This is a genomic window from Pseudonocardia kunmingensis (assembly GCF_006716445.1).
GTDB lineage: Bacteria > Actinomycetota > Actinomycetes > Mycobacteriales > Pseudonocardiaceae > Pseudonocardia > Pseudonocardia kunmingensis.
The window spans coordinates 1,493,746-1,518,196 of sequence record NZ_VFPA01000001.1 but is presented as its reverse complement, the minus strand read 5'-3'; the positions used below and the strand labels follow the sequence as shown (position 1 = coordinate 1,518,196).

Here is a 24,451-nt window from a genome sequence, read left to right as displayed (position 1 = left end):
ACCATCGGAAGAATGGACGGAGAACGAGGATGAACGTGCGTGCACGAAAGACTGCGGTCGCGGTGTCGGCATTCGCAGCGGCCGGCTCGATGCTGTTCGGCGGCACCGCACTCGCCGGCGGTCACGGCCACGGCCACGGTCACGGCCACGGCGACACCGAGAATGTGGGCGGGCCGGGCGGTTCGGGCGGCGACGCCAATGCGAACTGCCTGATCCCGATCGGCATCTCGCTCGGCCTCCTCGGCCAGGGCGGCGACGTCTCCCAGTGCAACGCGACCGGCGGTGCCGGCGGCGCCGGTGGCACCGGCGCCGACTACTGAGCCGTGGTGTCGAGCGGACCCGGGATGACCGGGCGTCCGGCGCGGCGGCCGGCCATCGTGGCCGCGGCGGTGCTCCTGGCCGGTGGCGGGTTCCTGGCCTCGACGGGGCTCGCCCACGCCGGTGACGAACCCGACGGCGTCGGGGCGCCCGGCGAGGACGGGCAGGACGTCACCTGCACCGCGTACCTGCCCCCGGTGAACATGCCGGTGTGCAACGCGGTGGGCGCGGACGGTGCCGACGGCGGGACGGGAGTCGACCGATGAGGGTTCCGCAGACGCCCGCCGTGATCGACCCAGGAGGTGTCTCCGTGACACGGATCGTGTGCCGGATCGCCGTCGCGGCCGCCGCGGCGACCGCGTCGGCGGCGTTGTGCGCAGGCGCGGCCCAGGCCGGTGACCCGAAGGACCAGGACGGCGCGCCCGGTGAGTCGGGTACGGCCACCGCCACCTGCCGCTGGATGCCGCCGGTACAGGACGCGTTCATCGTCCAGTGCACGGCCACCCGAGGGGCGGCCGGCGCCGGCGGCTCCGACGTCGACTACTGATCGCACGGGCGATCCCGGGCGCAGGCTCCTCGCGCCCGGGGTCGCCCGTCGGTATGCGGGGAGGAACCGTGTTGCGCAGGTCGGTCCGGCAGCCGGTGGAAGCCGGTGCCACGGAGAGCAGTGCCGCGGAGAGCAGTGCCGCGGGGAACAGTGCCGCGGAGGACCCCGGCTCGAGCGGCGGGGAGGCGTCGTCGACGGCGCGGGCGGGGCGGTGGCGGATCCGCCGCGGCCCCGCGCTGGTCGTCGTCGCGCTGCTGGTGCTGGCGCTCATCCCGGTGTTCGTCGCGCGCATCTACGTCATCCCCTCCGGCTCGATGGAGCGGACGCTGCACGGGTGCCCCGGTTGCGCCAACGACCGCGTGCTGGTCGACAAGCTCGCTTACCGGTTCGGCACGCCGGAGCCCGGTGACGTCGTGGTGTTCACGCTCCCGGACACCTGGACCAGCACCGAGCTGCAGATCCCGCACGGCGGCGGGAACCCCGTCGTGGAGGGCTTGGCGCAGCTCGGTGGGCTCGTGGGGATCCAGGCCACCGACGAGACCGAGTACGTCAAGCGCGTGATCGCCGTCGGCGGGCAGACGGTGCAGTGCTGCGACGATCGCAACCGGATCGTGGTCGACGGCGCCGGCGTGGACGAGCCGTTCCTCTACTTCCTGCCCGAGGCCGGGCCCCCGCAGCAGGCGGCGTTCGGGCCCGTCCGGGTCCCCGAGGGCGAGCTGTGGGTGATGGGGGACAGCCGCAACGACTCGGTGGACTCGCGCGCCGAGGGCAACGGCCCGGTCTCCGTCGCGCAGGTCATCGGCAAGGCCCGGTTCATCGTGTGGCCGTTCGACCGCATCGGCGGCATCGACTGAGCCGGCCGCCCGTCAGCGGTAGAGGGTGACCGCGACCTCGACGCCCGCGTCGAGGCCCGTCGCGGGTTCCGGCACGACCAGGAACCCGTCGGCGCGGGTGAGCACCGAGAGCAGTGCCGACGGGCCGAAGATCGGCTCCGCGAGCCCGTCGCGCACCACGACCTGCACGACGTCCAGCCGTCCCGCGGCCGAGGGCAGGTCCCGGGCGAGGCGCGCGCTCGTCGACGGCTCCGGCGGCGGCGTGTCGCAGCCGGCCAGCCGCCACACCAGCGGCACCCCGACCAGCCGGAACACCACCAACGCCGACAACGGGTTGCCGGGCAGCCCGACCACGGGCACGCCCGCGCACTCGGCGAGCAGCGTCGGCTTGCCCGGTTTGATCGCCAGGCCGTGGCACCAGATCTCGCCCAGCGCGGCCACCGCGCCCGCCGTCTCGTCGCGGGCGCCCACCGAGGACCCGGCCGAGACGACCACCAGGTCCGCCCCCGGCAGCACCGCGCGCATCCGGTCCTCGAGCGCGCCCGGCTCGTCGGAGACGATCCCGGCCACCACGGGATCGCCGCCCGCGTCGCGCACGAGACCCGCCAGCGCCGAGGCCGTCGCGTCGCGGACCTGGCCCGGGTGCAGCTGCGCGGTGTCCGGGGGCACCACCTCGTCGCCCGTGGAGACGATCACGACCCGGGGACGGGCGTGCGCCGCCACCGCCGTGACGCCCGCCGCGGCGAGCAGGCCGAGGTCGGGCGCGCGCAGTGGTCGCCCGCCACGGACGAGCGGGGCACCGGCCGCCACGTCCTCGTCGGCGCGCACGACGCCGCCGCCGGGCGCGACCGGCCGCGTCACCTCGATGGTTCCCGGCATCGTCTCGGCCGTGTGCTCGACCATCACGACGGCGTCCGCACCTTCGGGCAGCACGCCGCCGGTCGGCATGCCCACGGCCGCGCCGGGCCGGACGGCGACCTCCGGCGCGGCGCCCATCCGCACGGCGCCGACCAGGTCCAGGTACGACGGGAGGCCCTCGGACGCGCCGTAGGTGTCGGCGGCGCGCACCGCGTAGCCGTCCACGGTGGAGCGGGCGAAGCCGGGCAACGGCGCCGCGGCGGGAACCTCGGCGGCCGGCACCCGGTGCAGGGCGTCGGCCAGCGGCACCTCCTCCACCGTGGTGCGCCGCGCCGGCCGGAACCCGGCGAGCGCGTCCGCGACCGTGCGCGCGGTGAAGAACTCCCGCCCCGCGGAGCGTGGTCCCGGGGTACGCGGGTGCGTGCCCGTCGAGGGGTGGTGCGTCATCGGTCGGGCTGCTCCGCCCCGTCGGGTCGGGGTTGCGGCCGCGCGGCCGCTCCACCCTTGCGCAGGCCCAGCACGCTCACGACGGGACCGAGCGCCACCTGCCCGAGTCCGCAGATCGACGTCTTGCGCATGGCCTCCTCCAGCTCGACGATCCGCGCGCGCTCGGCGTCGTCGAGGCTGCTGCGGCCCTCCAGCAGGGTGTAGGCCTTCGTGGAGCCCACCCGGCACGGCACGCACTTGCCGCACGACTCGTTGCGGAAGAACCGCAGCACGTTGGTGGCCGCCGCGAGCAGGTCGGTGCCCTCGGCGAGCACGACCAGCGCGCCGGAACCGAGCATCGTGCCGGCCTCGGCGGCGGTGCCGAAGTCGAGCGCCAGGTCCAGCTGGTCGGGCCCGATGAAGTTGGACGACGCCCCGCCCGGCTGGACGGCCCCGACCGCGCGCCCCCCGCTCACGCCACCGGCCTGCTCGATCAGGGCGCCGACGGCGGTGCCCATCGGCACGCAGTACACCCCGGGCCGCTCCACGTGCCCGGACACCGCGAAGAACTTCCAGCCCACGGAGTTCCCGAGGCCCTGGTCCCGCCACCACGTCGCGCCGCGCTGCACGATCACCGGGACGTCGGCGAACGTCTCCACCGAGTTGATCAACGTCGGACGGCCGTGAAGGCCGTAGTTGCCCGGGAACGGCGGCTTGTTGCGCGGCTCGCCGCGGTGGCCCTCCATGCACTCCAGCAGCGCCGTCTCCTCGCCGAGGATGTAGCCGCCGGGCGAGACGAACACGTCCAGCTCCAGGCGCCGGCCGCTGCCGCACGCGTCCGCGCCGATCACGCCCGCGGCGCGCAGCGCGTCGATCTCGGCGCGCAGCACGTGCTCCTCGGGCCCGTACTCGTGGCGGATGAACACCCACCCCTGCTCGGCCCCGACCACGGCCATCCCGAGCAGCAGCCCCTCGAGGACGAGGTGCGGCTGGTCGGCGAGGATCTGCCGGTCCTTGAACGTGCCGGGCTCGGACTCGTCGGCGTTGCAGATCGCGTACTTGACGGGGTCCTCGGCCTTTCGCACCAGACCCCACTTCTGTCCCGTCGGGAACCCCGCGCCGCCCATGCCGCGCAGGCCGGAGTCCTTCAAGACGTCGACGAGCGCGTCCGCGTCCAGCTCGCCGGCGAGCAGGGCGCGCAGCGTGGCGTAGCGCTCGGCGACCCCGGAGCCGGCGGGGTAGGGATCGTTCGGCCAGACCCCAGCCCGCGAGTCTCCCGTTCCGACAGCGCGAGTCTCCCGTTCCGACAGCGCGAGTCCCCCGTTCGGACCCGATGAGTTCCCCGCCGCGACCGCCGCACGTGCGGTGGCCACCAGCGCATCCGCCTCCGCCACCGGGGCCGGCCGCTCGTTCACCGCCACCGCGGGGGCGCTGTCACAGCGGCCCAGGCAGCTGACCTCCACCAGCTCCACGTCGGCGTCCGCCCCGTAGCGCTCCCGCAGCTCGGCCAGCCGCTCCCCGCCGTCGCGCAGGGCGCACGGCAGGTCGTGGCAGACGTGCAGCGCCACCGGCGCCGGCGGCGTCGTGCGGAAGTGCGGGTAGAACGAGATCAGGCCCTCGATCTCGTACCGGGGGCGCCGGCTCTCCCGGGCCAGCTCCTCCAGCTCCTCCCGGGGCAGCCAGCCGAGCCGGGCCTGGATCGCGTTGAGAGCCGGGATCAGCGAGGGGCCCGGGAACTTCCCCGCCCGCGCCTCGACCCCCGGCACCAGCGATCGCGTCATAGGGCCTCCACCTGCACCGCGCAGAACTTGAACTCCGGGATCTTGCCGTACGGGTCGATCTCGTCGATCGTCAGCAGGTTCGCCGCCGCCTCCCGGAAGTGGAACGGGATGAAGCAGTTGCCCAGCTGCTCGCGGTGGCTGATCCGCACCAGCAGCTCGATCTCCCCACGGCGGGAGCGGACCCGCACCCGCTGCCCGTGCGCCAACCCGCGCTCGGCGGCGTCCTTGGGGTGCAGGTAGACCTCGGCCACCGGGGAGATCGCGTCGAGGGCGTAGGAGCGCCGCGTCATCGAGCCGGTGTGCCAGTGCTCGAGCAAGCGGCCGGTGTTGAGCACCAGCGGGTACTCGGCGTCGGGCAGCTCCTTGGGCGGCAGCCACTCGGCCGGCACGAGGTGCGCGAGCCCGTCATCGGTGTTGAACCGCTCGTCGAACATCACGACCGTGCCGTCGGAGTGCTCGGGATCGGCGTTCGGGTAGAGCTTCCCCGACGGCCCGAGGTTGTCCCAGCGCAGGTTCGCGTAGGAGGGCATCAGCGCGACCATCTCGTCGAAGACCTCGCTCGGGCTCTCGTAGCGCCAGTCGAGGCCGATGCGGCGGGCGATGTCCTGCACGATCACCCAGTCGGCGCGGGCCTGTCCCGGCGGGTCGAGGACCTTGCGCCCGCGCTGCACGCGGCGGTCGGTGTTGGTGTAGGTGCCGTCCTTCTCCAGGTAGGAGCTGGCGGGCAGGATCACGTCGGCGAACTCGGCGGTCTCGGTGAGGAAGATGTCCTGCACCACCAGGAACTCCAGCGCCGAGAGCGCCTTGCGCACCTTGGTGGTGTTGGGGTCGGACAGGAACGGGTTCTCGCCGAGCATGTACATCCCGCGCACGCCGCCCGGCTCCAGCACCGACTTGACGATCTCGGTGACGGTCAGGCCGCGCTTCGGGTCCAGTGCCGTGCCCCACGCCCGCTCGAACCGCTCGCGCGTGGCGTCGGCGTCCACACCCTGGTAGTCGGGGTAGAACATCGGGATCAGGCCGGCGTCCGAGGCGCCCTGCACGTTGTTCTGCCCGCGCAGCGGGTGCAGACCGGTGCCGGGGCGCCCGACGTTCCCGGTGATCGTGCAGAGGGCGATGAGGCAACGGGCGTTGTCGGTACCCGTCGTGTGCTGGGAGATCCCCATCCCCCAGTAGACGACCGCGGCGCCCGCCTCCCCCCAGGTGCGCGCGACCTCGCGGATCGTGTCGGCGTCGACGCCGGTGATCTGGGCGGCGCGCTCGGGCGGGTAGTCCGCGAGCGTGCGCGCGAGCTCGTCGTAGTTCGACGTCCGGTTCGCGATGAACTCCCGGTCGATCAACCCGAGCCGGACGATCTCGTGCATCACGCCGTTGTAGAACGCGACATCGGTGCCCGGCTTGAGCTGCACGAAGATGTCGGCGTGCTCGGCGACCGTCGATGCGCGGGGGTCGATGTAGATGATCTTCGTGCCGCGCCGGCGGGCCTGCTTGAAGAACGAGCTCGCGACCGGGTGGTTGGCCGTCGGGTTGGAGCCGGTGATGATCACGACGTCGGCGTTGGCGACGTCGCCGTAGGTGGTGGACACCGCCCCGGACCCCACGCCCTCGAACAGCGCCGCGACGCTGGATGCGTGGCACAACCGCGTGCAGTGGTCGACGTTGTTCGTGCCGAACCCGGTGCGGATCAGCTTCTGGAAGAGGTAGGCCTCCTCGTTGGAGCACTTCGCCGAGCCGAACCCCGCGATCGCCCCCGGCCCACCCGCGGTGTGGATCTCGCGGAGCCGGCGGGCGACGAGGTCGAGGGCCTCGTCCCAGGTGGCCTCCCGGAAGTGCGGCAGCACCTCGTCGTAGTCGACCAGCCCGCCCGGCTTGCGGCCGCGGTCCTTGCCCGGCCTGTCGTCCTTGCGCCGCTTGCCGTTGCCCTCGCCGCGCACGTCGGCCGAGAGCGCACCCTTCGGGTACGACTTCTCGCGGCGGATGAGTGGCACCGTCAGCCGCTGCGGGGACGCCGCGTAGTCCCAGCCGTAGCGGCCCTTCACGCACAACCGGCCCTGCGAGCCCGGCTGGTCCCGACCCTCGGCGAAGGAGATCGCGCCGCGTTCGCGGTCCACGTTGTAGGTCAGCGCACACCCCACACCGCAGTACGGGCACACCGACTCGACCTGCTCCAACTCCGCACGCGGCCGGATCGGAATGTTGTTGATCGCCTTGTTGGTCAACGCCCCCGTCGGGCACGCCGCCACGCACTCCCCGCACGTCACGCAGCTCGACGAGCCCATGGGGTCGTTCAGGTCGAACGCGATCCGCGTGGCATACCCCTTGCCCGAGCGGCCGATCACGTCGTTGCCCTGCACGTCGTCACACGCCCGCACGCAGCGGTCGCACAGGATGCAGGCGTCGTGGTCCACCGCGATCACCGGGTTCGACAGGTCCGTGCCCCGGCCCGACCCGCGGGGGAGGCCGTCTTGGCCGATGCCCGACCCCTCGGCCAGCTCGAACAGCAGGTTGTCCCGGGTGGTGGTGTGCTTGCGGTCCTGTTCGGGCGCCGGCTGGTCGGCCATCAGCAGCTCGGTCAGCACGTCGCGGGAGCGCTGCACCTCGGGGGTGGCCGTCTGCACCTGCATGCCGTCCTCGCACGGGCGCACGCAGGCCGCGGCGAACGCCCGACCGCCGGTGTCGACCACGCACATCCGGCACACCCCGACCGGGTCGAACCGCTCGTCGTGGCACAGCACCGGGATCTCCACCCCGACCTGCTTCGCCGCGTCGTAGATCGTCGTCCCTTCCGGGACGCTGACCTCCTGGCCGTCGATGGTGGCGGTGACGGTGCGGACCGCGGTGGCGGGTTCCTGGAGGGCGGTCATCGAGATCCCCCGATTCAGCGACGGTGCGAGGAACCGAGACTAGTTGATGGCGCCCGCTGCAGGCCCCCACCGGACGAACGGCACTTTCGTCGGCTAGGTACCGACGAGAGTGCCGTTCGTCCGGGTGGGAGCAACACGCTCGGACCAGGCCCGCCCGGCCGGACCCCTCTCCGGCCGGGCGGGACGTCAGCTCCCGGCCAGGGCGACCGGGGAGACCGTGCTGGGCTGGTCGAACTGGGTGCGGTGCAGCTCCGCGTAGCGGCCGTCCCGGGCGAGGAGCTCGGTGTGCGTGCCGCGCTCGACGACGCGGCCGGCCTCGAGGACCAGGATCTGGTCGGCGGCGCGGATCGTGGAGAGCCGGTGGGCGATCACGATGGCGGTGCGCCCCTCGAGCGCTTCGCCCAGTGCCTCCTGCACCGCGGCCTCGGACGTGGAGTCGAGGTGGGCGGTGGCCTCGTCGAGCACCACGACCCGCGGCTTGGCCAGCAGCAGGCGGGCGATCGTGAGGCGCTGGCGCTCGCCGCCGGAGAGCCGGTAGCCACGCTCCCCGACGACGGTCTCGAGGCCGTCGGGCAGGGAGGCCACGAGCTCGGCGAGCCGGGCGCGCTCCAGCGCGTCCCAGATCTCGGCGTCGCTCGCGCCCGGGGCGGCCAGCAGCAGGTTGGAGCGGATCGACTCGTGGAACAGGTGCCCGTCCTGCGTGACGAGGCCGAGCCCGCCGCGGATCGCGTCGAACGACAGGTCGCGGACGTCGACGTCACCGAGCCGCACCGAGCCCTCGTCGACGTCGTAGAGGCGGGGGAGCAGCTGCGCGATCGTGGACTTGCCGGCGCCCGACGACCCGACCAACGCGATCATCTGCCCCGGCTCGGCCCGGAACGACACGTCGTGCAGCACCTCCTCGCCCCCGCGCGAGTCGAGCCGGGCGACCTCCTCCAACGACGCCAGCGACACCTTGTCGGCCGACGGGTAGCCGAACCGGACGGAGCGGAACTCCACCGACAGCGGGCCATCGGGCAGCGGCACCGGGTGGGCCGGCTCGGCGACCAGCGGCGGCAGGTCCAGCACCTCGAACACCCGCTCGAAGCTCACCAGCGCGCTCATCACCTCGACGCGCGCGCTCGCGAGCGCCGTGAGCGGGGCGTAGAGGCGGGTGAGCAGCAGGGCGAGCGCGACGACGTCACCGGAGCTGACGCCGCCCGAGATCGCGAACCAGCCGCCGAGGCCGTAGACCAGCGCCAGCGCCAGCGCCGACACCAGCGTGAGCGCCGAGACGAACACCCACTGCACCATGGCCGTGCGCACCCCGATGTCGCGGACGCGGGCGGCGCGCGCCACGAACTCGCGCGTCTCGTCGGCGGGACGGCCGAACAGCTTGATGAGCGTGGCGCCGGGGGCCGAGAAGCGCTCGGTCATCGTGGTGCCCATGGCGGCGTTGTGCTCGGCCGCCTCGCGCTCCAGCGAGGCGAGCTTGCGGCCCATCCGCCGGGCCGGCAGCACGAACACCGGCAGCAGCACGAGCGCGAGCAGCGTGACCTGCCACGACAGGCTGAGCATCACGACGAGCGTGAGCACCAGCTGGACGGTGTTGCCCACCACTCCCGACAGCGTGTCGCTGAACGCGCGCTGCGCGCCGATGACGTCGTTGTTGAGCCTGCTGACCAGCGCACCGGTGCGGGTGCGGGTGAAGAACGCGACGGGCTGGCGCTGCACGTGGTCGAACACGGCGGCCCGCAGGTCGAGGATGAGCCCCTCGCCGAGCGACGCGGACAGCCAGCGCGACACGATGCCGCCGCCCGCCTCCGCCACCGCGATGGCCGCGATGAGGAGGGCCAGCGTGACCACGACGCCGAGCGGCCCGCCGGCCTCGATGGTGTCGAACACCCGGCCCGCGAGGACGGGCGTCGCCACCGCGAGCGCCGCCACGATGACGCTGACCACCAGGAACGCGGTGATCCGGCGCCGGTGCGGCGCCGCGAACGCGCCGATCCGCCGCAGGGTGGCCATCGAGAACGGGCGTCTCTCCTCCGTGGCGTGTGCAGCCTGGTACATCGACTGCCACGCCACCATCTCCATACTCACTGCGCACTCCTCATCGCCCCGGCCCTCGCCCGCACCTACGACCCCTCGGACCGGGAGAACTCATCGGTCGCTGCGTGGGTCGCCAGTGTGGCGGAGGGGTCCGACAGTTCTGGTCCGATCGCCTTCCGGCTTCCGTCGGAGACGCTAGGAGCTGAAGTCAGGTACAGGTCAAGCGTCGAGGAGCAGCCCGGCGAGGTCCGCCGGGTCCGGCCGGCCCTCGGCGTCCAGGCCGCGGTCGGCGTAGTAGCCCGTCACCATCGACCGCAGCCGCTCCGCGGTGAGGGTGGCCGTGCGGCCCGAGCCCAGCTCGAGCGGGGTGTCGAGCATGCGGCGGGGCAGCGCGTCGTCGGCGGCGGTGGCGCCCTCGCGCATGTTGAACACGCGCTTGGCGAGCACGATCCGCCGGGCCGCCGCCCGCAGCTCGTCGGCGGTGACCTCCCACCCGGTGACCGGGCGCAGCAGCTGCGCCCACTCCTCGAACGGCTCCGCGAACACGCCCCGCAGGAACTTGCAGAGGATCATCGAGTCCATGACGGCGGCGCGGTCCTCGGTGCCGATCGCCGCGGCGACGTGCGCCGGGCCGCCCGAGAGCCGGTCGAGGTCGCCGGAGAGGTCGGCCTCGTAGGCGCCGGAGCGGTTGTGGTCGGCGCCCCGGGCGTTGACGGCGAGCCCGAGGGCCATCGACTGCAGCGACCGCGGTTCGTAGCCGGGCAGCTCGAGGCCCTTGACCTGCGGCGCGAAGTCGATGGAACCGTGCCCGACGACCTCGGCGGCCGCCCGCGAGCCCAGGGACAGCAGCTCGCCGAGGCCCGGTGCGCGGGTGCCGATCAGGTCCAGTGCCCGCAGCAGCGCCGGACCGTCGCCGAAGCGCAGCCACGGCTCGTCGATCAGGCCGCGCTCCACGCACTCCATCGCCCAGGCGATCGTGCCGCCCGCGGAGATCGTGTCCAGGCCGAGCTCGTCGCAGCGGGCGCTGGCGGCGAACACGTCGTCGGGGTCGGAGACCCCGCACAGCGGGCCGAGCGCGAACACGTTCTCGTACTCCATGCGCTGCGACCCGCCACCTTTGCGCGAGTAGATGTGCTCGCAGCCGATGGAGCAGGACGCGCAGCTGTTGCGGGCCACACCGCGCATCTCGTGCAGCTCCTCGGCGGCCAGCCGCGGCGCCTCGGCGAACGTGGCCGCGGTGAAGTTGCGCGTCGGCAGCGTGGACACGGCGTTGAACGCGAGCAGGTTGGCCAGCGTGCCCAGCTCGCGGTACTTGGCGGTGGCCGGTCCGAAGCTGCGCTGCCGCAGGTCCTTCGCGGCGGCGAGCACCGCGGGGGAGTCGGCGACGTCGACGCGGGCACCGGAGCGCACCAGCACGGCCTTGACGTTCTTCGCCCCCAGCACCGCGCCCAGCCCGCCGCGCCCGGCGTGCCTGCCGTCGTGGCTGATGGTCGCGTAGCGGACGCCGCGCTCGCCCGCGGACCCGATCGCGGCCGTGCGCCACCCCCGGCCGAACCGCTCCCGCACGGCCGACTCGGCGTCGGCCGCCGGCATCCCGGCCAGCTCCGGCGCCGGCTCGAGGCGCACCCCGTCGGCGTCGACGAGCAGGACGGACAGCTGCGCCGCCCGCCCCCGCACGACGATCGCGTCGTGGCCGGTGAGCTTGCCCGCGATCGCGAACTGCGACGAGGCGAGCGCGTCGGTGAGCAGCCCGGTGAGCGGCGACTTCGCGAGCACCGCGAACTTCGCGCTCGTCGTCAGCGGGGTGCCCACCAGCGGGGAGAACACGAACGCCAGCGGTGCCTCGGGCGCCAGCGGGTCGACGCCGGGCGGGGCGAGGCGGTGCAGCAGCCAGGTGCCGAGCCCGACCCCGCCGAGGTAGGCCCGCAGCACGGGCTCGGGCAGCTCCAGCGCGCTGCCTTTCGCCGACGTCGCGGCGACGTCGACGACCAGCGCGCGTCCGAAGTACCCACCTGCCGTCACCCGGACGACTGTATGCGCTCGACGTCGCGAACGCTCCTGATCGGGCCGATCAACCCCCCGCGTCCGCCGACAGGAACGCGACCGAGTCGCCCGCCACCAGCGGCGTCTCGGGGTCGCGGGTGATCTGGTCGCCGTTGAGGGCGGCGACGACGTGCCGGTCCAGCGGGAGCTCGACGGCGGCGGCCGCCGCGCCCAGGGTGGCCGCCGCGACGGTGCCGGGCCCGCGGTGGCCGCGGGAGGCGAGGGCGCCGTAGCGCTGCACGGTGATCTCCGGCGCAGGGCGCGCGCGGGCCGCGCGGTAGTCGTCGGGTTCGTTGACGTTGACGACCGACTCCAGCTCCGGGTCGAGCGCGCGCAGGTGGGCGTCGGCGAGGAGGTCCGCGTCGTCGGCGCGGCGGGTGGGGCAGCGCTCGAACAGCTGGCCGAGCTTGAGCTGCCGGTCCGCGGCCATCTGCGCGAGCACGGGCGCGAGCCCCGCGCGGTAGGCCGCGGCGAGGGGCTGGCGGTGGCCGCGGGCGTGGGGGAGGACGGCGTCGGAGCCGGCGTCCAGCAGCCGGAGCACGCGCCGGACGTAGGCCGGGTGCAGGAAGGGCAGGTCGGTGGAGCAGACGAACGCGGCGTCGGCGCGGTCGGCCACGGCGGCGAGGCCGGTGGCGATGCCCTGCACCGGCCCGAGCCCCTCGACGGGATCGTCGACGACCGCGACGGCGTCCGGGAGCGGGGGGAGCGGCTGGCCGGGGGCGCGGACCACGACGACCGGGCCGTCCACGGCGCGGGCGAGCAGCCCGGTGGTGCGCCGCAGCAACGTCGAGCCGTGCCACTCCAGCGTGGCCTTCGGCTGTCCCATGCGCGACGAGCGACCGCCCGCGAGCACGATGCCGGCGATCCGGGTGGGCGTCACCCGCGCGATCGTAAACGCCGTCCGCGCGAGGGCGATGTCTGGAAGCCTGGGGGACGGGAAACCCGGCTGTCGGGGGGAGCAGAGGAGTTGGTCGTGACGACGAGCGGGACTCCGCAGCGGGGCCGCGGCACCGCGATCGGCGAGGGCGTCACCTGGGCTGCGCGGTGGAGCCTGCGGCTGATCCTCGCCGCTGCCGGCGCCACGCTGATCTGGCTGCTCGTCGGGGCCTTGTGGTCCATCGTGCTGCCGGTGGTGCTGGCAGTGATCCTCGCGACGGTGCTGTGGCCGCCCACGGACTGGCTGCGCCGCCACCGCTTCCCGCCCGCGCTCGCCGCGGCCACCGTGCTGCTCGCCGGCATGATCGTGCTCGCCGGGCTCGTCACGCTGATCACCACGTCGGTGTCGGGCAGCATCCCGCAGATCGCGGCGAGCGCCACCTCGGGCATCCAGGCCATCCAGGAGTGGATGTCCGGGCCGCCGCTCAACCTGGCGCGCAGCCAGCTCGACGCGGCCCTGCAGACCGCCACGGCGCAGCTGCAGCAGAGCGTCTCCACGATCACCACGAGCGTGCTCACCGGCGTGGGGAGCGTGGCGTCCGGGGTGGTCACCGCCCTGCTGACGCTGGTGCTCGCGTTCCTGTTCGTGAAGGACGGGCCGCGGTTCCTGCCGTGGCTGGTGGCCGTCGCGGGCGACGGCGCGGGTGGGCACATGGCGGAGGTGCTGCGGCGGGTCTGGCGCACGGTCGGCGAGTTCATCCGCGTGCAGGCCCTCGTGGCGCTGGTCGACGGCGTGCTCATCGGGTTGGGACTGGTGATCCTCGGGGTGCCGCTGGCGATCCCGCTCGCCGTGCTCACGTTCCTCGGCGGCTTCATCCCGATCGTGGGTGCGCTGGTGGCCGGCGCGCTGTCGGTGCTGGTGGCGCTGGTGAGCAACGGGTTCACCACCGCGCTGGTCGTGCTCGTGATCATCATCGTGGTGCAGCAGCTCGAGGGCAACGTGCTGCAACCGCTGCTGCAGGGCCGCAGCCTGCGCCTGCACGCCGCGGTGGTGCTGCTCGCCGTCACCGCGGGCAGCACGCTGTACGGCATCGCGGGCGCGTTCCTCTCGGTGCCGGTCGTGGCGGCCGCGGCCGTGGTGGTGCGCTACCTCGGGGAACGGGTCGACGCGCGCGCGAGCGGTGGAACGGCGCCGCACGTCGACCCGCCGCTGGAGACCGTGCAGGTGGTCGACAGCCTGCCCGGCGCCCCCACCCCGGACGCCACCGTCCCCGACCCGGACGTCCCCGACCCGGACGCCCCGGACCCGGACGCGGACGGCGCGGACGGCGCGGACCCGGGTTCCGGGCCCGACGGCGGTGGCGGCGCCCGTCACGAACCCGACGTGCCCGAACCCGAGATCCCCGAGATGCGCGACGCCGGGCGCGCCGCGCGGCACGGCCAGGGCTGAGGCCGGGCGCGCGCCGGGCATGGGGGAGGATGACCCACCGTGCGCGTCTACCTCGGCTCCGACCACGCAGGCTTCGAGCTCAAGACCCACCTGGTCACCCACCTGACCGCCCTCGGGCACGAGGCGGTCGACGTCGGGCCGGCCGCCTACGACGCGAGCGACGACTACCCGCCGTTCTGCGTCGAGGCCGCGCGCCGCACGCTGGCCGACCCCGGCAGCCTGGGCGTCGTGCTCGGCGGCTCGGGCAACGGGGAGCAGATCGCCGCCAACAAGGTGGCCGGCGTCCGCTGCGCGCTGGCGTGGAGCGTCGAGACGGCGACGTTGGGCCGTCAGCACAACGACGCCCAGGTGGTCGCCGTGGGGGCCCGGATGCACACCCTCGACGAGGCCGCCGAGATCGTCGCCGCGTTCGTCGCCACGCCGTTCTCCGGCGAGCCCCGCCACCAGCGCCGGATCGACATGGTCGGCGACTTCGAGCGCACCGGCGTGCCGCCCGCGCTGCCGCCCGAGCAGATCCCGGCTCCCACGACCACGAGCTGATGCCCGAAGGCCACACCCTCCACCGCCTCGCCGACCTGCACCACCGCCGCTTCGCGGGCCGTCCGGTGGCGGTGTCGAGCCCGCAGGGGCGGTTCGCCGCGAGCGCCGCCCTGGTCGACGGCCGGGTGCTGGAGCGTGCCGAGGCGCACGGCAAGCACCTGTTCCACCACTACGGACCCGACCTCGTCGTGCACGTCCACCTCGGGCTGTACGGGAAGTTCAGCGACGAGCCGCTGCCGGCCGGGGAACCGGTGGGCCAGGTGCGGATGCGGATGGTCGGTTCCACCTCCTACGCCGACCTGCGCGGCGCCACGGCGTGCGAGCTGGTGACCGACGCCGAGGCGAACGCGGTGCACGCGCGGCTCGGCGAGGACCCGCTGCGTCCCGACGCCGACCCGGAGCGCGCGTGGGCGAAGGTGTCCCGCTCCCGTGCCCCGCTCGCCACGCTGCTCATGGACCAGTCGGTGATCGCGGGGATCGGGAACGTCTACCGCGCGGAGCTGCTGTTCCGCCACGGCCTGGCCCCGCAGCTGCCCGGCCGGGACCTGCGCCGGGAGCAGTGGGACGCGTTGTGGGCCGACCTCGTGGACCTGCTCCGGGAGGGCTACCGGCGCGGCCTGATCGAGACGCTGCGGCCCGAGCACGAGCCGCTGTCCACCGGCGAGGAGGGCGTGAGCGGCCGGCGCGTCTACGTCTACCGCCGGACCGGCGAGCCGTGCCTGCTCTGCGGCACGCCGGTGGCGCACACCGAGCACGCGGCCCGCAACCTGTTCTGGTGCCCGACCTGCCAGAAGGTGCGCAGACGCCGCCGGCGGGCGGGATCCCGCGCCTGAGCGGTGCAGCGGTCGGGCCGGGCGCCTGCGCCTATGCTCCCGATCGCGGAAAGGGGGGTCGTGGCAGCTGAGCCGTCGCCCGAGGGCGGGCCCGCGCACGCCTACGCCACCGTCCGCGCCTGGATCGTCGAGGGGCGGATGCGCCCCGGCGAGCACCTGGTCGAGCAGCGCATCGCCGAGCAGCTCGGGCTCTCCCGCACCCCGGTGCGGGAGGCGGTGCGCATGCTCGCCGCCGAGGGGCTCGTGGTCTCGGAGCGGCACCGGGGCGCCGTGGTGCGCACGCTCGACCGCGACGCCGTCGTGGACCTCTACGAGCTGCGGTCCCGGCTCGAGGCGTACGCGGCCGAGCTGGCCGCGCAGCGCCGCACCGAGGCCGACATCGTCGAGCTCGACGGTGGCATCGCGGAGTTCGCGGCCGCGCTCGACGCGCCCGACGAGGACCCGCTCGCGCGCACCCGGCGGATCAGCGCGGCCAACCGCCGCGTGCACGACGCCGTCGTGCGGGCCGGCGGCCACGAGCGGCTGCAGCACATGCTCGCGCGGGCGGTCGACGCCCCGCTGGTGTTCGACGCGTTCCGGCACTTCGACGAGGCGCAGCTGCGCCGGTCCCACCAGTTCCACACCATGATCAGGAACGCGATCGCCGCCGGTGAGGCGTCGCGCGCCGCCGGTCTCATGCGCGAGCACATCCTGCAGGGCCGGGACCAGGTGCTGCTCGGCCTGCGCACCGAGGGCGAGGGGTGAGCCGGCCGTCGTGCCTCGCGGACCGATTTGATCGCGGCCGTCGACGGCGACGCGCACGCCCTCAGGGCCGCAGGACCGCCGGGTCGAGCAGGGCGAGGCGCTCGGGATCGGTGACGATGTCGAGCGCGGTGATCTTCCCGCCTGCGACGGTGAACGTTGCGACCGACACCAGCCGGTCCCCCGAGAGCGCGACCGCGCCCGGCGCGCCGTCCACCCACGCGGGGCGGGTGAGCCCGGCCAGCCGCGCGAAGGTCATCGCCCCCTCGGCGACGGCCCGGCGGCCGCGGACGACGGTGGCCGGCCGCAGCGGCCCGCCGTCGGTGCGCACCACGACGTCCGGGGCGAGGAGCTCGACGAGGGCCGCGAGGTCACCTCCCCGTGCAGCGGTGAGGAAGGCGTCCACGACGCCCCGCCGGGCGCCGAGATCCGCGTCCTGCGACGGTCGCGCGGCCTGGACCCGGCGGCGGGCCCGGCTCGCCAGCTGGCGGGTCGCGGCCTCGCTGCGGTCGAGCACGGGCGCGATCTCGTCGAACGGCATCGAGAACAGGTCGTGCAGCACGAACGCGAGCCGCTCGGCCGGACCGAGCGTGTCCAGGACGACGAGCAGCGCGAGACCGACCGAGTCGGCGAGCAGCGCCTCGCGTTCGGGGTCTGCACCGTCGTCCGCGATGTCCTGGGCGGGGGTGCGGACCGGGTCGGGCACGTGCACGTCCAGCGGCTGCTCGCGCCGCCCCGCGCGCGAGCGCAGCGCGTTCAGGCAGACGCGCGCCACGATCGTCGTCAGCCAGCCGCCCATGTTCTCGACGCCGGACGCGTCGGCGCGCGCGACCCGCAGCCACGCCTCCTGGACCGCGTCGTCGGCCTCGGCGAGCGACCCCAGCATCCGGTGGGCCACCGCCTTCAGGTGTCCGCGGTGTTCCTCGAACCGTGCGGCCAGGAACTCGTCCTCGTCCATGTCACATCCCTCGATCGGCGCGTGTCAGTGCAGTGACCCGCCGAACCGCGGCGATGTGACGAGGAGGCAGTTCCATGCGCATGAAGAACCCGGCGATCGTGCTCCCGGACGCGATGAAGGGCATCCAGAGCCTGCTGAAGGCGACCAACCAGGGAGGTGTGCCGAGCCGCACCCTCGAGCTGATCGGACTGCGCGTCAGCCAGATCAACGGTTGCAGCGCGTGCATCTACGGGCACCTGCGGGAGGCCAAGGAGCTGGGCGAGACCGACGAGCGGATCGCGACCGTGGCCGCGTGGCGGGACTCGCCGTTCTTCGACGACGCCGAGCGCGCGGCGTTGCACCTGGCCGAGGTGGTGACGCGGCTGGCCGACCGGTCCGACGAGCCGGTGCCGGACGCGGTCTGGGACGAGGCGGCCGACCACTACGACGAGCGGCAGCTCGCGGCGCTCCTCGTCATGATCGGCACCCTGAACCTGTTCAACCGGTTCAACGTGACGGTCAAGGAACGGGCCGACCGGCCCAGCTGGGAGACGGCGGCCTGACGGTGCCGTGAGTGGATGCGAGTGCTGGAGCACCCGCATCCACTCGCGACCGAGGGTCAGAAGTCGCCGAACCCGTCGAAGCCCCCGCCGTCGAAGCCGCCCCCGTCGAAGCCCGGGTCGCCGCCCATGTCGGCCCCGACGTCGCCCTGCGCGTCGTCGCCGCCCATGCCGGCGTCGTCCTGGGCGGCTCCGTCGGAGAAGCCGTCCGCGTAGGCCACGCCGGCCATGCCGGAGAACATCGTGGTGAACAGAAGGGCCGAGCCGATGCCCCAGGCCCCGGCGACCAGCGCGGGCCGCCACCACGGCTCGGAGTACCAGCCCTGCGGCACCGGGCGTCCGGCCACGGTGCCGCCGGGGTAGTAGTGGCGGTTGCGCTGCGACGGCACCGGCGAGGCGCTGTAGCCGTGCCCCTCCACCTCGACCTCGCGTTCCTCGCTGACGGCGCCCGCGCGCTGCTGGCCGGGCAGCGGCGGGAGCTCGGGGCCGGGGTCGATGCCCATGGCGGTGCGGGCGGCGCGCACGTAGTAGAGGCCCTCGCGGGCGGTCTCGGTGACCTGCTGGGCCTGGGCGGTGCTGCGGGCCTGCTCCATCTGCGAGCCCGCGGCGGTGTAGCGCTCCGCGGCGTCGGCGAGCGCCTGCTTGGAGGCCTCGTCCGTACCGACGAGGTTGAGCACCTGCCCGCCGAGGCGTTCGACCCAGCGGCGGGCCTCGGACTTCGCGTCCTCCAGCTCCCGCGTCCGCTCGGCGGCGCGCTGGCGCACCAGCCAGACGGCGCCCACCACGATCAGGGCGAGGACCACGATGGTCAGGATCGTGCCGGTCACTCGAACCACTCCTCACGACTCATCAGGGTCAACGCACGTCAGCGGGCCGGCGTTCCCCTCGCTAGGCTGCCCGGTCGTGGCCGATCCGAAGCCGATCGAATGTTGGATGACCGACATGGACGGCGTGCTCGTCCACGAAGGGCGGTTGATCCCCGGCGCCGACGTGTTCATCGCCCGGCTGCGCGAGACCGGCAGGCCGTTCCTGGTCCTCACCAACAACTCGATCTTCACGCCGCGGGACCTGCAGTTCCGGCTGCGGACCAGCGGCATCGACCTGCCGGTGGAGTCGATCTGGACGTCGGCGCTGGCCACCGCCACCTTCCTCGACGACCAGCGCCCGCAGGGCAGCGCGTACGTCGTGGGCGAGGCCGGGCTCACCACGGCCCTGCACGAGATCGGTTACGTGCTCACCGACAACGCCCCCGACTACGTCGTGCTCGGCGAGACGCGCACGTACAGCTTCGAGGCGGTGACCACGGCGATCCGCCTGATCCGCAACGGGGCGCGCTGGGTCGCGACGAACCCCGACCCGGTGGGGCCGTCCCGCGACGGCGTGCTGCCCGCGACGGGGGCCGTCGCGGCGCTGATCAGCAAGGCCACGGGCGTCGAGCCGTACTTCATCGGGAAGCCGAACTCGCTGATGATGCGGGCCGCGCTGAACCGCATCGAGGCCCACTCGGAGTCGACCGTGATGATCGGTGACCGGATGGACACCGACGTCATCGCCGGTCTGGAGGCCGGCATGCGCACCGTGCTGGTGCTGACCGGGATCACCCAGGCCGAGGAGGTCGAGCGCTTCCCCTACCGGCCGAACCGCGTGGTGGCCTCCATCGCGGACCTCGTCGAGGAGGTTTAGCCGGACCCACGCCGACGGGCACGCCGACGCGGATCCGGGGCCGGACGAGGAGGGGGTCGCCGGCCGGTGGCGGGACGTCGGCGCCGTTCGCGCACGTCCCGCCTCCCCGACTGCACTCGCGACCCGCGGAGGCCGCGTTACCCGCCGCCGTGCTCCGTCGGCGTGTCGCGCGCCCGGAGAATGACAGAGGTGTCATTTAGCATCGGGAGCCATGGACACGACGATCACGACCGGATGGTGGGGTTGCACCGGGTGCGGCGTCGAGGCCGAGCTGCCCGTCGCGGCGACGGCAGGCTGCGAGGTCCCCTGCCCGGACTGCGCGGAACCGATGACCGAGAAGTGGTGCTGGGAGGCGCTGGCGGCGTAGCCGCCGCTCACAGCTCGAGCTCGTAGTCCTGGCCCACGAGCTCGGCGCCGAAGCTGCGGTGCGGCTCCTGGGCCACGAGGCGGAAGCCCGTGGCGAGGTAGATGCGGCGCGCGGCGGCGAGCACGTCGTTCGTCCACAGCCGCATGCGGGTGTAGCCGCGCTCCCGTGCGAACGCGACGCAGGCGTCCACCAGTCGCGTGCCGACGCCGTGGCCCCGGGCATCCGGGTGCACGAGCAGGATGCGCAGCTGCGCGGTGCCGGGCTCGTCGCCCGCCACGCAGAACACGCAGCCCACGCGCCTGCCGTCGAGCTCGGCGATCCAGGCCCGCTCGCGGGCGGCGTCGTGGCCCGCGGCGAGGTCGGCCACGATCCGGGCCACCAGCGCCTCGAAGGAGGTGTCCCACCCGTACTCCTGGGCGTAGAGCTCGCCGTGGGCGAGCACCACCCAGCCCAGGTCACCGGGTTCGCCGAGCTGCCGGATCCGCACGTCGCCCACCGCGGCCCTCCTGTCACTGAAACGACTGTTTCAGTGCAGACTGTCCTCGTGGCCGCCGATCCGCAACCCCCTTCCGGGCGCCGGGAGGAGCTGCTGGAGCTCGCCTACGCCTACGTGCTGCGCCACGGCATGGCCGGGATGTCGCTGCGGCCGCTCGCGGAGGCGGTCGGGTCGAGCCCGCGCGTGCTGCTGTACCTGTTCGGGTCCAAGGACGGGCTGGTCCGGGCGCTGCTGGACCGCTCGCGCGCCGAGGAGCTCGCCCTGCTCGCCGAGGTGCGCGCGCACGGCGGCGGGGCGGTCGAGACCGTCGAGCGGCTCTGGGCGTGGCTGGCCGCCCCGCAGCGGCGCGACCTCCTGCGATTGTGGGTGGAGGGCTACGCGCGCTCGCTCGTCGAGCCCGACGGACCGTGGGCCGGCTTCGCGGCGCAGGGCGTGCAGGACTGGATCGCGCTGCTCGGGGACGTGCTCGGCCCCGACGGCGACCCCACCGCGGTGCTCGCGACGTTGCGCGGAGCCCTGCTCGACGTGCTGGCGACCGGCGACGTGGAGCGCACGACGGCAGCGGTCCGCCGCGGGCTGCGTTGATCCTGATGACGAACGGCACTCTGGTCTGCGCCTAGCCGACGAATGTGCCGTTCGTCGCGGGGGCGTCGAGTTCCTCCGCGAACGGCTCCAGCAGGCCTGGGACCGTCGCCCTGGCCAGGGCCAGGCCTTCGTCGGTCCCCGCGTCCGGCACGGCGTAGGCGCCCGTGCCCGCGGCCGTCGTCGCGATCACCGTCACCAGCTCCGCGCGCCGCTGGAAGATCGACTGCCGGAAGGTCCAGCCGATGATGCCGCCGCGCTGCAGGGCCACCGTGCTGCGCCGGACGGTGCCGCTGCGCGCCACGAGGTACCGCTCGCCGAGGCCGTGGCCGAGGCTGCGGTAGGCGTCGACCGCCAGCACGACGGCGAGCGGCACGAGAGCGAGCGCGCTGATCCAGGCGATGTGCAGGAGCACGTCGGTGAGCAGCACGCCGAGGACCACCAGCGGCGCCTCCACCGCGACGACGGTCGCGAGCGCCCACCGCAGCCGCCTCCCGCGCGCGGCGGCCGGATGGCCGGTCAGGCGCACGGCATCGGTGGGCGACACCTGCTCGCGCAGGACGGCGGCGGCCACCCCCTGGGCGAGGGCCCGCGGCGCCGCGGGCAGCAGCGTGCGGCGGTCGGTCTTGTCGTCCTCGGGCTTCGCCGCGCCCATGCCGGTGGCCACGGCGTCGATGCGGGCGGCGCCGGACAGCCGCACGCCCAGCGGCTCGACGAGCTCGACGCCGCGCAGCCGCGCCTCCTCCACCGAGATCGAGCGGGTGGTGAGGAGGCCGCGGCTGACGCGCAGGGTGCCGGGCTCGCGCTCCAGGCGGTAGTTCCACCACATCTCGACCCACAGCCCGAGGGCCCCGACCGCGCCGACCACCAGCGCGCCCGCGGCGAGGATCGCGATCACCGCGGCGAGGGGGACCCCGTGGAACACCTCCGCGACCCAGGTGATCACCCCGGCCTGCAGGCCGAACCACTCCGACACCTGCAGCGCGCCGCCGAACGCGCTGGCCCCGAGCACGGGTGCCACGAACGACACGGGGGCGTAGCGGATCCAGGCCGGGTCGAGCACGGCGAGCGCGCCGTCGACCGGAGCGTCCGCGTCCGCGCCGTCCCGCCGCTCGCGGCGCAGCAGTTCGCGGCGCAGCGCCTCACCGGTCGCCGACGGCACCGGCCGCAGCGCGACCGACCCCTCGCCCGCGCCGGACTGCTCGCCCGTGCCGACCCGGACGGCCACGAGCCCGAAGGCGCGCAGCAGCGGGTCGGCCGTGACGTCGACGGCGCGGATGCGGTCGCGCTGCAGCGAGCGGTGCCTGGTGACGACGATGCCGGTGCGCAGCTCGACCCGGCTCGGCGTGACCCGGTAGCGCGTGCGGCGCCACCGGACGTGGTCGAGGACGCCCGCCCCGGCCACCAGCAGCGCCACGGCGGGCAGCACCCACAGCAGGGCCGTGCCGGTCGAGGTGTTGCGGGCGACCGCGAGCCCGATGGGCATGCCGGCGGCGACCGAGCCGCCGAGCGTCAGCAGCGCCGTGACCGCGACCGTCCGCCGGTCCAGTTCGTGCCAGCCCTCGTCCGGTGCGGTGCCGGGTGCGGTCACGTCGCGTCCCCCGGGGTGGCCTGCGTGGTGGCGGTGAGCCGCTCGGCGAGCTCGGCCGCCACCTCGTGGCCGAGCCCTTCGATCTTGAGCGCGCCCTTCGCCGACGCCGTCGTGACCGTGACGGTGGCGAGCCCGAATCGCTGCTCGAGCGGTCCGCGCTCGGTGTCGACGGTCTGGATGCGCGACATCGGCGCCACCCGCCACTCCTGCCAGAAGTAGCCGGAACGCGTGTAGACCGCGACGTCGGTGACCTCCCAGCGGTGCAGCCGGTACCACCAGCGCGGCAGGGCGAGCACCAGTGGCAGCCCGGCGACCAGGACGACGGCCGCGGGCAGCAGGAGCCAGAACCGCGCCGGTGGGATCAGCGCGCCCAGCACCGCGAGCACGACCACCGGGGTGCCGACGAGCAGGGCGAGGGTGGTGCGCCACCAGGCCACCGCTCTCGGGTCCACGGGGTGGCGGGGCGGCCGCAGCCGCAGCTCGCCGGGTGGTCGATCGCGGGTCGAGCCGGTGGCCGTGGTCATGTCGTCCCCTTCGCCATGCGATCGCATTGTATAGGCTGCGGCCGTGCCCAGACGGGTGGACCACGACGCGCGCCGGCGGGAGATCGCCGACGCGCTGCTGCGCCTGGCCACCGCAGAAGGCCTGGAGTCGGTGAGCCTGCGCCACGTCGCCGCCGAGGCGGGCATCTCGATGGGCGCCGTGCAGCACTACTTCCGCAGCAAGGACGAGATGGTCGTCTTCGCGCTCGAGCACCAGTCGCAGCAGCAGGAGCAGCGCATCGTCGCGTCGCTGCGGGACGCCGGCCATCCGCCCACCGACCGCGACGTCATCCGGACGATCATGCTCGAGATCCTGCCCATCGACGGACCCAGCCGCGCGGCGTGGCTGGCCGGGATCGCGTACTTCATCCGCGCGATGTCCGACCCGCGGATGGCCGCGATCGTCGCCGCGGGCGGGCCGAAGGTGATCGAGGTCTTCGCCGAGCGGCTCGCCGCGGCGCGGACCGCGGGCGAGCTGGCCCCCGGCGTCGACCCCGTGCACGAGGCGGTCGTGCTGTGGTCGCTCGTCGACGCGCAGGCCACCGCGATCGTCCTCGGCGGCCGCACGCCCGAGCAGGCGGTGGCCACCGTGGACTACCACCTGTCCCGGGTGTTCCCCGGGCGCGGCTGACGACCGGTCGCCGACCTGGGATCGTCGGTGCGGTGGAACTCGTGGTCCGGCCGGCGCCCGCGCTGTGGCTGTTCCTCCCACCCCGGCGCCGCCGCACGCAGATCACGGTGCCCTACGACGGGAGCGCCTCCCTCGGCCACGTCGTCCAGTCCCTCGGCATCCCGTTGACCGAGGTCGGGCCGCCCAGCGTCGACGGCGCCGCCGCCGGTGCGAGCCGGCCGCTGCATCAGGGCGCGGTGGTCGGACTCGACCCGCCGCCCCGCCCGCAGCCCCTGCCGCACGGCGCCCGGTTCCTGCTCGACGTCCACCTCGGCACGCTCGCCCGCCGGCTGCGCGTGCTCGGCGTCGACACCTCCTACGACAACGACGCCGACGACCCCGACCTCGTCGCGCGCGCCGGACGGGAGCAGCGCGTGCTGCTCACCCAGGACCGCGGCCTGCTCATGCGGCGCGCCTTGTGGGCCGGCGCATACGTGCGGGGGCACGGCGCCACGGCGCAGCTGGCCGACGTCCTGGACCGCTTCGCCCCGCCGCTGCGTCCACGGACCCGCTGCGCGGCCTGCAACGGGGAGCTCGTCGACGTGCCGAAGGAGCAGGTCGTCGACCTCCTGGAGCCCGGGACCCGGCGGCGCTACGAGCGGTTCGCCCGCTGCCGTTCCTGCGGTCGCGTGTACTGGCACGGCGCGCACGGGCGCCGCCTGGACGCGCTCGTCGCGGACGCGGTGCGGGCGGTCGGCGCCGCGGGCGGCGGCCCCTGACGCGTGCGGCCTCGGGAAACGGGATTCGCATGACGAACGGCACTTTCGTCGGCTAGGTACCGACGAAAGTGCCGTTCGTCCGGGTGGGAGCCTGACCCATCGGGCAACAACGCTCCGGGTGCCGCCTCCCGTGTCGGCGGTCGCGAACCGATCGCTGCACGGC

General features: G+C 74.3%; 25 protein-coding genes. 14 read left to right on the top strand and 11 right to left on the bottom strand.

Going from position 1 to position 24,451, the window contains the following annotated elements; all coding sequences use genetic code 11:
- Positions 1–29 precede the first annotated feature (29 nt).
- The 4 genes from FB558_RS07255 to lepB all read left to right on the top strand — a co-directional run bounded on the left by FB558_RS07255 (position 30) and on the right by lepB (position 1,719).
- Positions 30–320, top strand: a complete 291-nt coding sequence (locus tag FB558_RS07255) for a hypothetical protein (protein WP_142049367.1) — start codon at positions 30–32, stop codon at positions 318–320.
- 24 nt (positions 321–344) lie between these two features.
- Positions 345–584: a hypothetical protein gene (locus tag FB558_RS07250; protein ID WP_142049364.1), complete on the top strand. Its 240-nt coding sequence runs from the start codon at positions 345–347 to the stop codon at positions 582–584.
- Between the two features lie 44 nt (positions 585–628).
- Positions 629–865 carry a hypothetical protein gene (locus FB558_RS07245; protein WP_142049361.1) on the top strand — a complete coding sequence of 79 codons (237 nt, stop codon included), beginning with the start codon at positions 629–631 and terminating at the stop codon, positions 863–865.
- 68 nt (positions 866–933) lie between these two features.
- Positions 934–1,719, top strand: a complete 786-nt coding sequence (lepB, locus tag FB558_RS07240; RefSeq protein WP_246106295.1) for a signal peptidase I — start codon at positions 934–936, stop codon at positions 1,717–1,719.
- 12 nt (positions 1,720–1,731) lie between these two features.
- Here the strand turns inward: lepB and FB558_RS07235 are convergent, their stop codons facing one another.
- The 6 genes from FB558_RS07235 to FB558_RS07210 form a co-directional block, all read right to left on the bottom strand.
- Positions 1,732–3,003, bottom strand: coding sequence for a molybdopterin-binding protein (locus FB558_RS07235; RefSeq protein WP_142049355.1), 1,272 nt, complete (start codon positions 3,001–3,003; stop codon positions 1,732–1,734).
- Positions 3,000–4,763, bottom strand: a complete 1,764-nt coding sequence (locus FB558_RS07230; protein ID WP_142049352.1) for an NAD(P)H-dependent oxidoreductase subunit E — start codon at positions 4,761–4,763, stop codon at positions 3,000–3,002. The genes FB558_RS07235 and FB558_RS07230 overlap by 4 nt, the downstream gene beginning before the upstream one ends.
- Complete coding sequence (fdhF, locus tag FB558_RS07225; RefSeq protein ID WP_142049349.1) at positions 4,760–7,627, bottom strand: formate dehydrogenase subunit alpha; 2,868 nt, start codon at positions 7,625–7,627, stop codon at positions 4,760–4,762. Before fdhF ends, FB558_RS07230 begins: the two co-directional genes overlap by 4 nt.
- Before the next feature lie 186 nt (positions 7,628–7,813).
- Positions 7,814–9,679: an ABC transporter ATP-binding protein gene (locus FB558_RS07220; RefSeq protein ID WP_246106491.1), complete on the bottom strand. Its 1,866-nt coding sequence runs from the start codon at positions 9,677–9,679 to the stop codon at positions 7,814–7,816.
- Positions 9,680–9,877: 198 nt separating this feature from the next.
- Entirely contained in the window at positions 9,878–11,680 is a 1,803-nt protein-coding gene (locus FB558_RS07215) for an aldehyde ferredoxin oxidoreductase family protein (RefSeq protein ID WP_142049343.1), read from the bottom strand.
- 49 nt (positions 11,681–11,729) lie between these two features.
- On the bottom strand, positions 11,730–12,581 hold the full coding sequence (locus FB558_RS07210; protein WP_211366170.1) for an NTP transferase domain-containing protein: 852 nt from the start codon (positions 12,579–12,581) through the stop codon (positions 11,730–11,732).
- Positions 12,582–12,674: 93 nt separating this feature from the next.
- On the opposite strand from FB558_RS07210, the gene FB558_RS07205 reads away from it, so the two are divergent.
- The 4 genes from FB558_RS07205 to FB558_RS07185 are packed head-to-tail and all read left to right on the top strand — an operon-like array spanning position 12,675 to position 16,144.
- Positions 12,675–14,027, top strand: a complete 1,353-nt coding sequence (locus FB558_RS07205; protein ID WP_211366168.1) for an AI-2E family transporter — start codon at positions 12,675–12,677, stop codon at positions 14,025–14,027.
- Positions 14,028–14,066: 39 nt separating this feature from the next.
- Positions 14,067–14,567 (top strand): ribose-5-phosphate isomerase, encoded by a 501-nt coding sequence (locus tag FB558_RS07195; RefSeq protein WP_142049340.1) that lies wholly within the window; start codon positions 14,067–14,069, stop codon positions 14,565–14,567.
- Complete coding sequence (locus FB558_RS07190; RefSeq protein WP_142049337.1) at positions 14,567–15,400, top strand: Fpg/Nei family DNA glycosylase; 834 nt, start codon at positions 14,567–14,569, stop codon at positions 15,398–15,400. The genes FB558_RS07195 and FB558_RS07190 overlap by 1 nt, the downstream gene beginning before the upstream one ends.
- A 60-nt stretch (positions 15,401–15,460) precedes the next feature.
- On the top strand, positions 15,461–16,144 hold the full coding sequence (locus tag FB558_RS07185; RefSeq protein ID WP_170231214.1) for a GntR family transcriptional regulator: 684 nt from the start codon (positions 15,461–15,463) through the stop codon (positions 16,142–16,144).
- A 61-nt stretch (positions 16,145–16,205) separates the two neighbouring features.
- Here the strand turns inward: FB558_RS07185 and FB558_RS07180 are convergent, their stop codons facing one another.
- Positions 16,206–17,099, bottom strand: a complete 894-nt coding sequence (locus tag FB558_RS07180; RefSeq protein WP_142049332.1) for a sigma-70 family RNA polymerase sigma factor — start codon at positions 17,097–17,099, stop codon at positions 16,206–16,208.
- Between the two features lie 74 nt (positions 17,100–17,173).
- On the opposite strand from FB558_RS07180, the gene FB558_RS07175 reads away from it, so the two are divergent.
- Positions 17,174–17,641, top strand: coding sequence for a carboxymuconolactone decarboxylase family protein (locus FB558_RS07175; protein ID WP_425467975.1), 468 nt, complete (start codon positions 17,174–17,176; stop codon positions 17,639–17,641).
- Between the two features lie 56 nt (positions 17,642–17,697).
- On the opposite strand, the gene FB558_RS07170 is transcribed toward FB558_RS07175, so the two are convergent.
- Complete coding sequence (locus tag FB558_RS07170) at positions 17,698–18,465, bottom strand: hypothetical protein (protein WP_142049329.1); 768 nt, start codon at positions 18,463–18,465, stop codon at positions 17,698–17,700.
- Positions 18,466–18,571: 106 nt separating this feature from the next.
- Here FB558_RS07170 and FB558_RS07165 point away from each other — a divergent pair, with 106 nt between their 5' ends.
- The gene (locus tag FB558_RS07165; protein ID WP_211366556.1) at positions 18,572–19,321 is read left to right on the top strand and encodes an HAD-IIA family hydrolase; all 750 of its coding nucleotides are present in this window, start codon (positions 18,572–18,574) and stop codon (positions 19,319–19,321) included.
- Between the two features lie 211 nt (positions 19,322–19,532).
- Positions 19,533–19,688: a hypothetical protein gene (locus FB558_RS43125; protein WP_170231213.1), complete on the top strand. Its 156-nt coding sequence runs from the start codon at positions 19,533–19,535 to the stop codon at positions 19,686–19,688.
- 7 nt (positions 19,689–19,695) lie between these two features.
- Here FB558_RS43125 and FB558_RS07160 read toward each other — a convergent pair whose 3' ends face one another.
- Positions 19,696–20,184 (bottom strand): GNAT family N-acetyltransferase, encoded by a 489-nt coding sequence (locus FB558_RS07160; protein ID WP_246106294.1) that lies wholly within the window; start codon positions 20,182–20,184, stop codon positions 19,696–19,698.
- 48 nt (positions 20,185–20,232) lie between these two features.
- Here FB558_RS07160 and FB558_RS07155 point away from each other — a divergent pair, with 48 nt between their 5' ends.
- Positions 20,233–20,769 (top strand): TetR family transcriptional regulator, encoded by a 537-nt coding sequence (locus FB558_RS07155; protein ID WP_246106293.1) that lies wholly within the window; start codon positions 20,233–20,235, stop codon positions 20,767–20,769.
- Between the two features lie 31 nt (positions 20,770–20,800).
- On the opposite strand, the gene FB558_RS07150 is transcribed toward FB558_RS07155, so the two are convergent.
- Positions 20,801–22,357 (bottom strand): PH domain-containing protein, encoded by a 1,557-nt coding sequence (locus FB558_RS07150; RefSeq protein WP_246106292.1) that lies wholly within the window; start codon positions 22,355–22,357, stop codon positions 20,801–20,803.
- Complete coding sequence (locus FB558_RS07145) at positions 22,354–22,881, bottom strand: PH domain-containing protein (RefSeq protein ID WP_142049323.1); 528 nt, start codon at positions 22,879–22,881, stop codon at positions 22,354–22,356. Before FB558_RS07145 ends, FB558_RS07150 begins: the two co-directional genes overlap by 4 nt.
- A gap of 43 nt (positions 22,882–22,924) precedes the next feature.
- Here FB558_RS07145 and FB558_RS07140 point away from each other — a divergent pair, with 43 nt between their 5' ends.
- Both FB558_RS07140 and FB558_RS07135 read left to right on the top strand, forming a co-directional pair.
- Positions 22,925–23,530 carry a TetR/AcrR family transcriptional regulator gene (locus FB558_RS07140; protein WP_142049320.1) on the top strand — a complete coding sequence of 202 codons (606 nt, stop codon included), beginning with the start codon at positions 22,925–22,927 and terminating at the stop codon, positions 23,528–23,530.
- A gap of 32 nt (positions 23,531–23,562) precedes the next feature.
- A complete protein-coding gene (locus FB558_RS07135; RefSeq protein WP_246106291.1) occupies positions 23,563–24,288 on the top strand; it encodes a Mut7-C ubiquitin/RNAse domain-containing protein in 726 nt (241 codons plus the stop codon).
- Positions 24,289–24,451 lie beyond the last annotated feature (163 nt).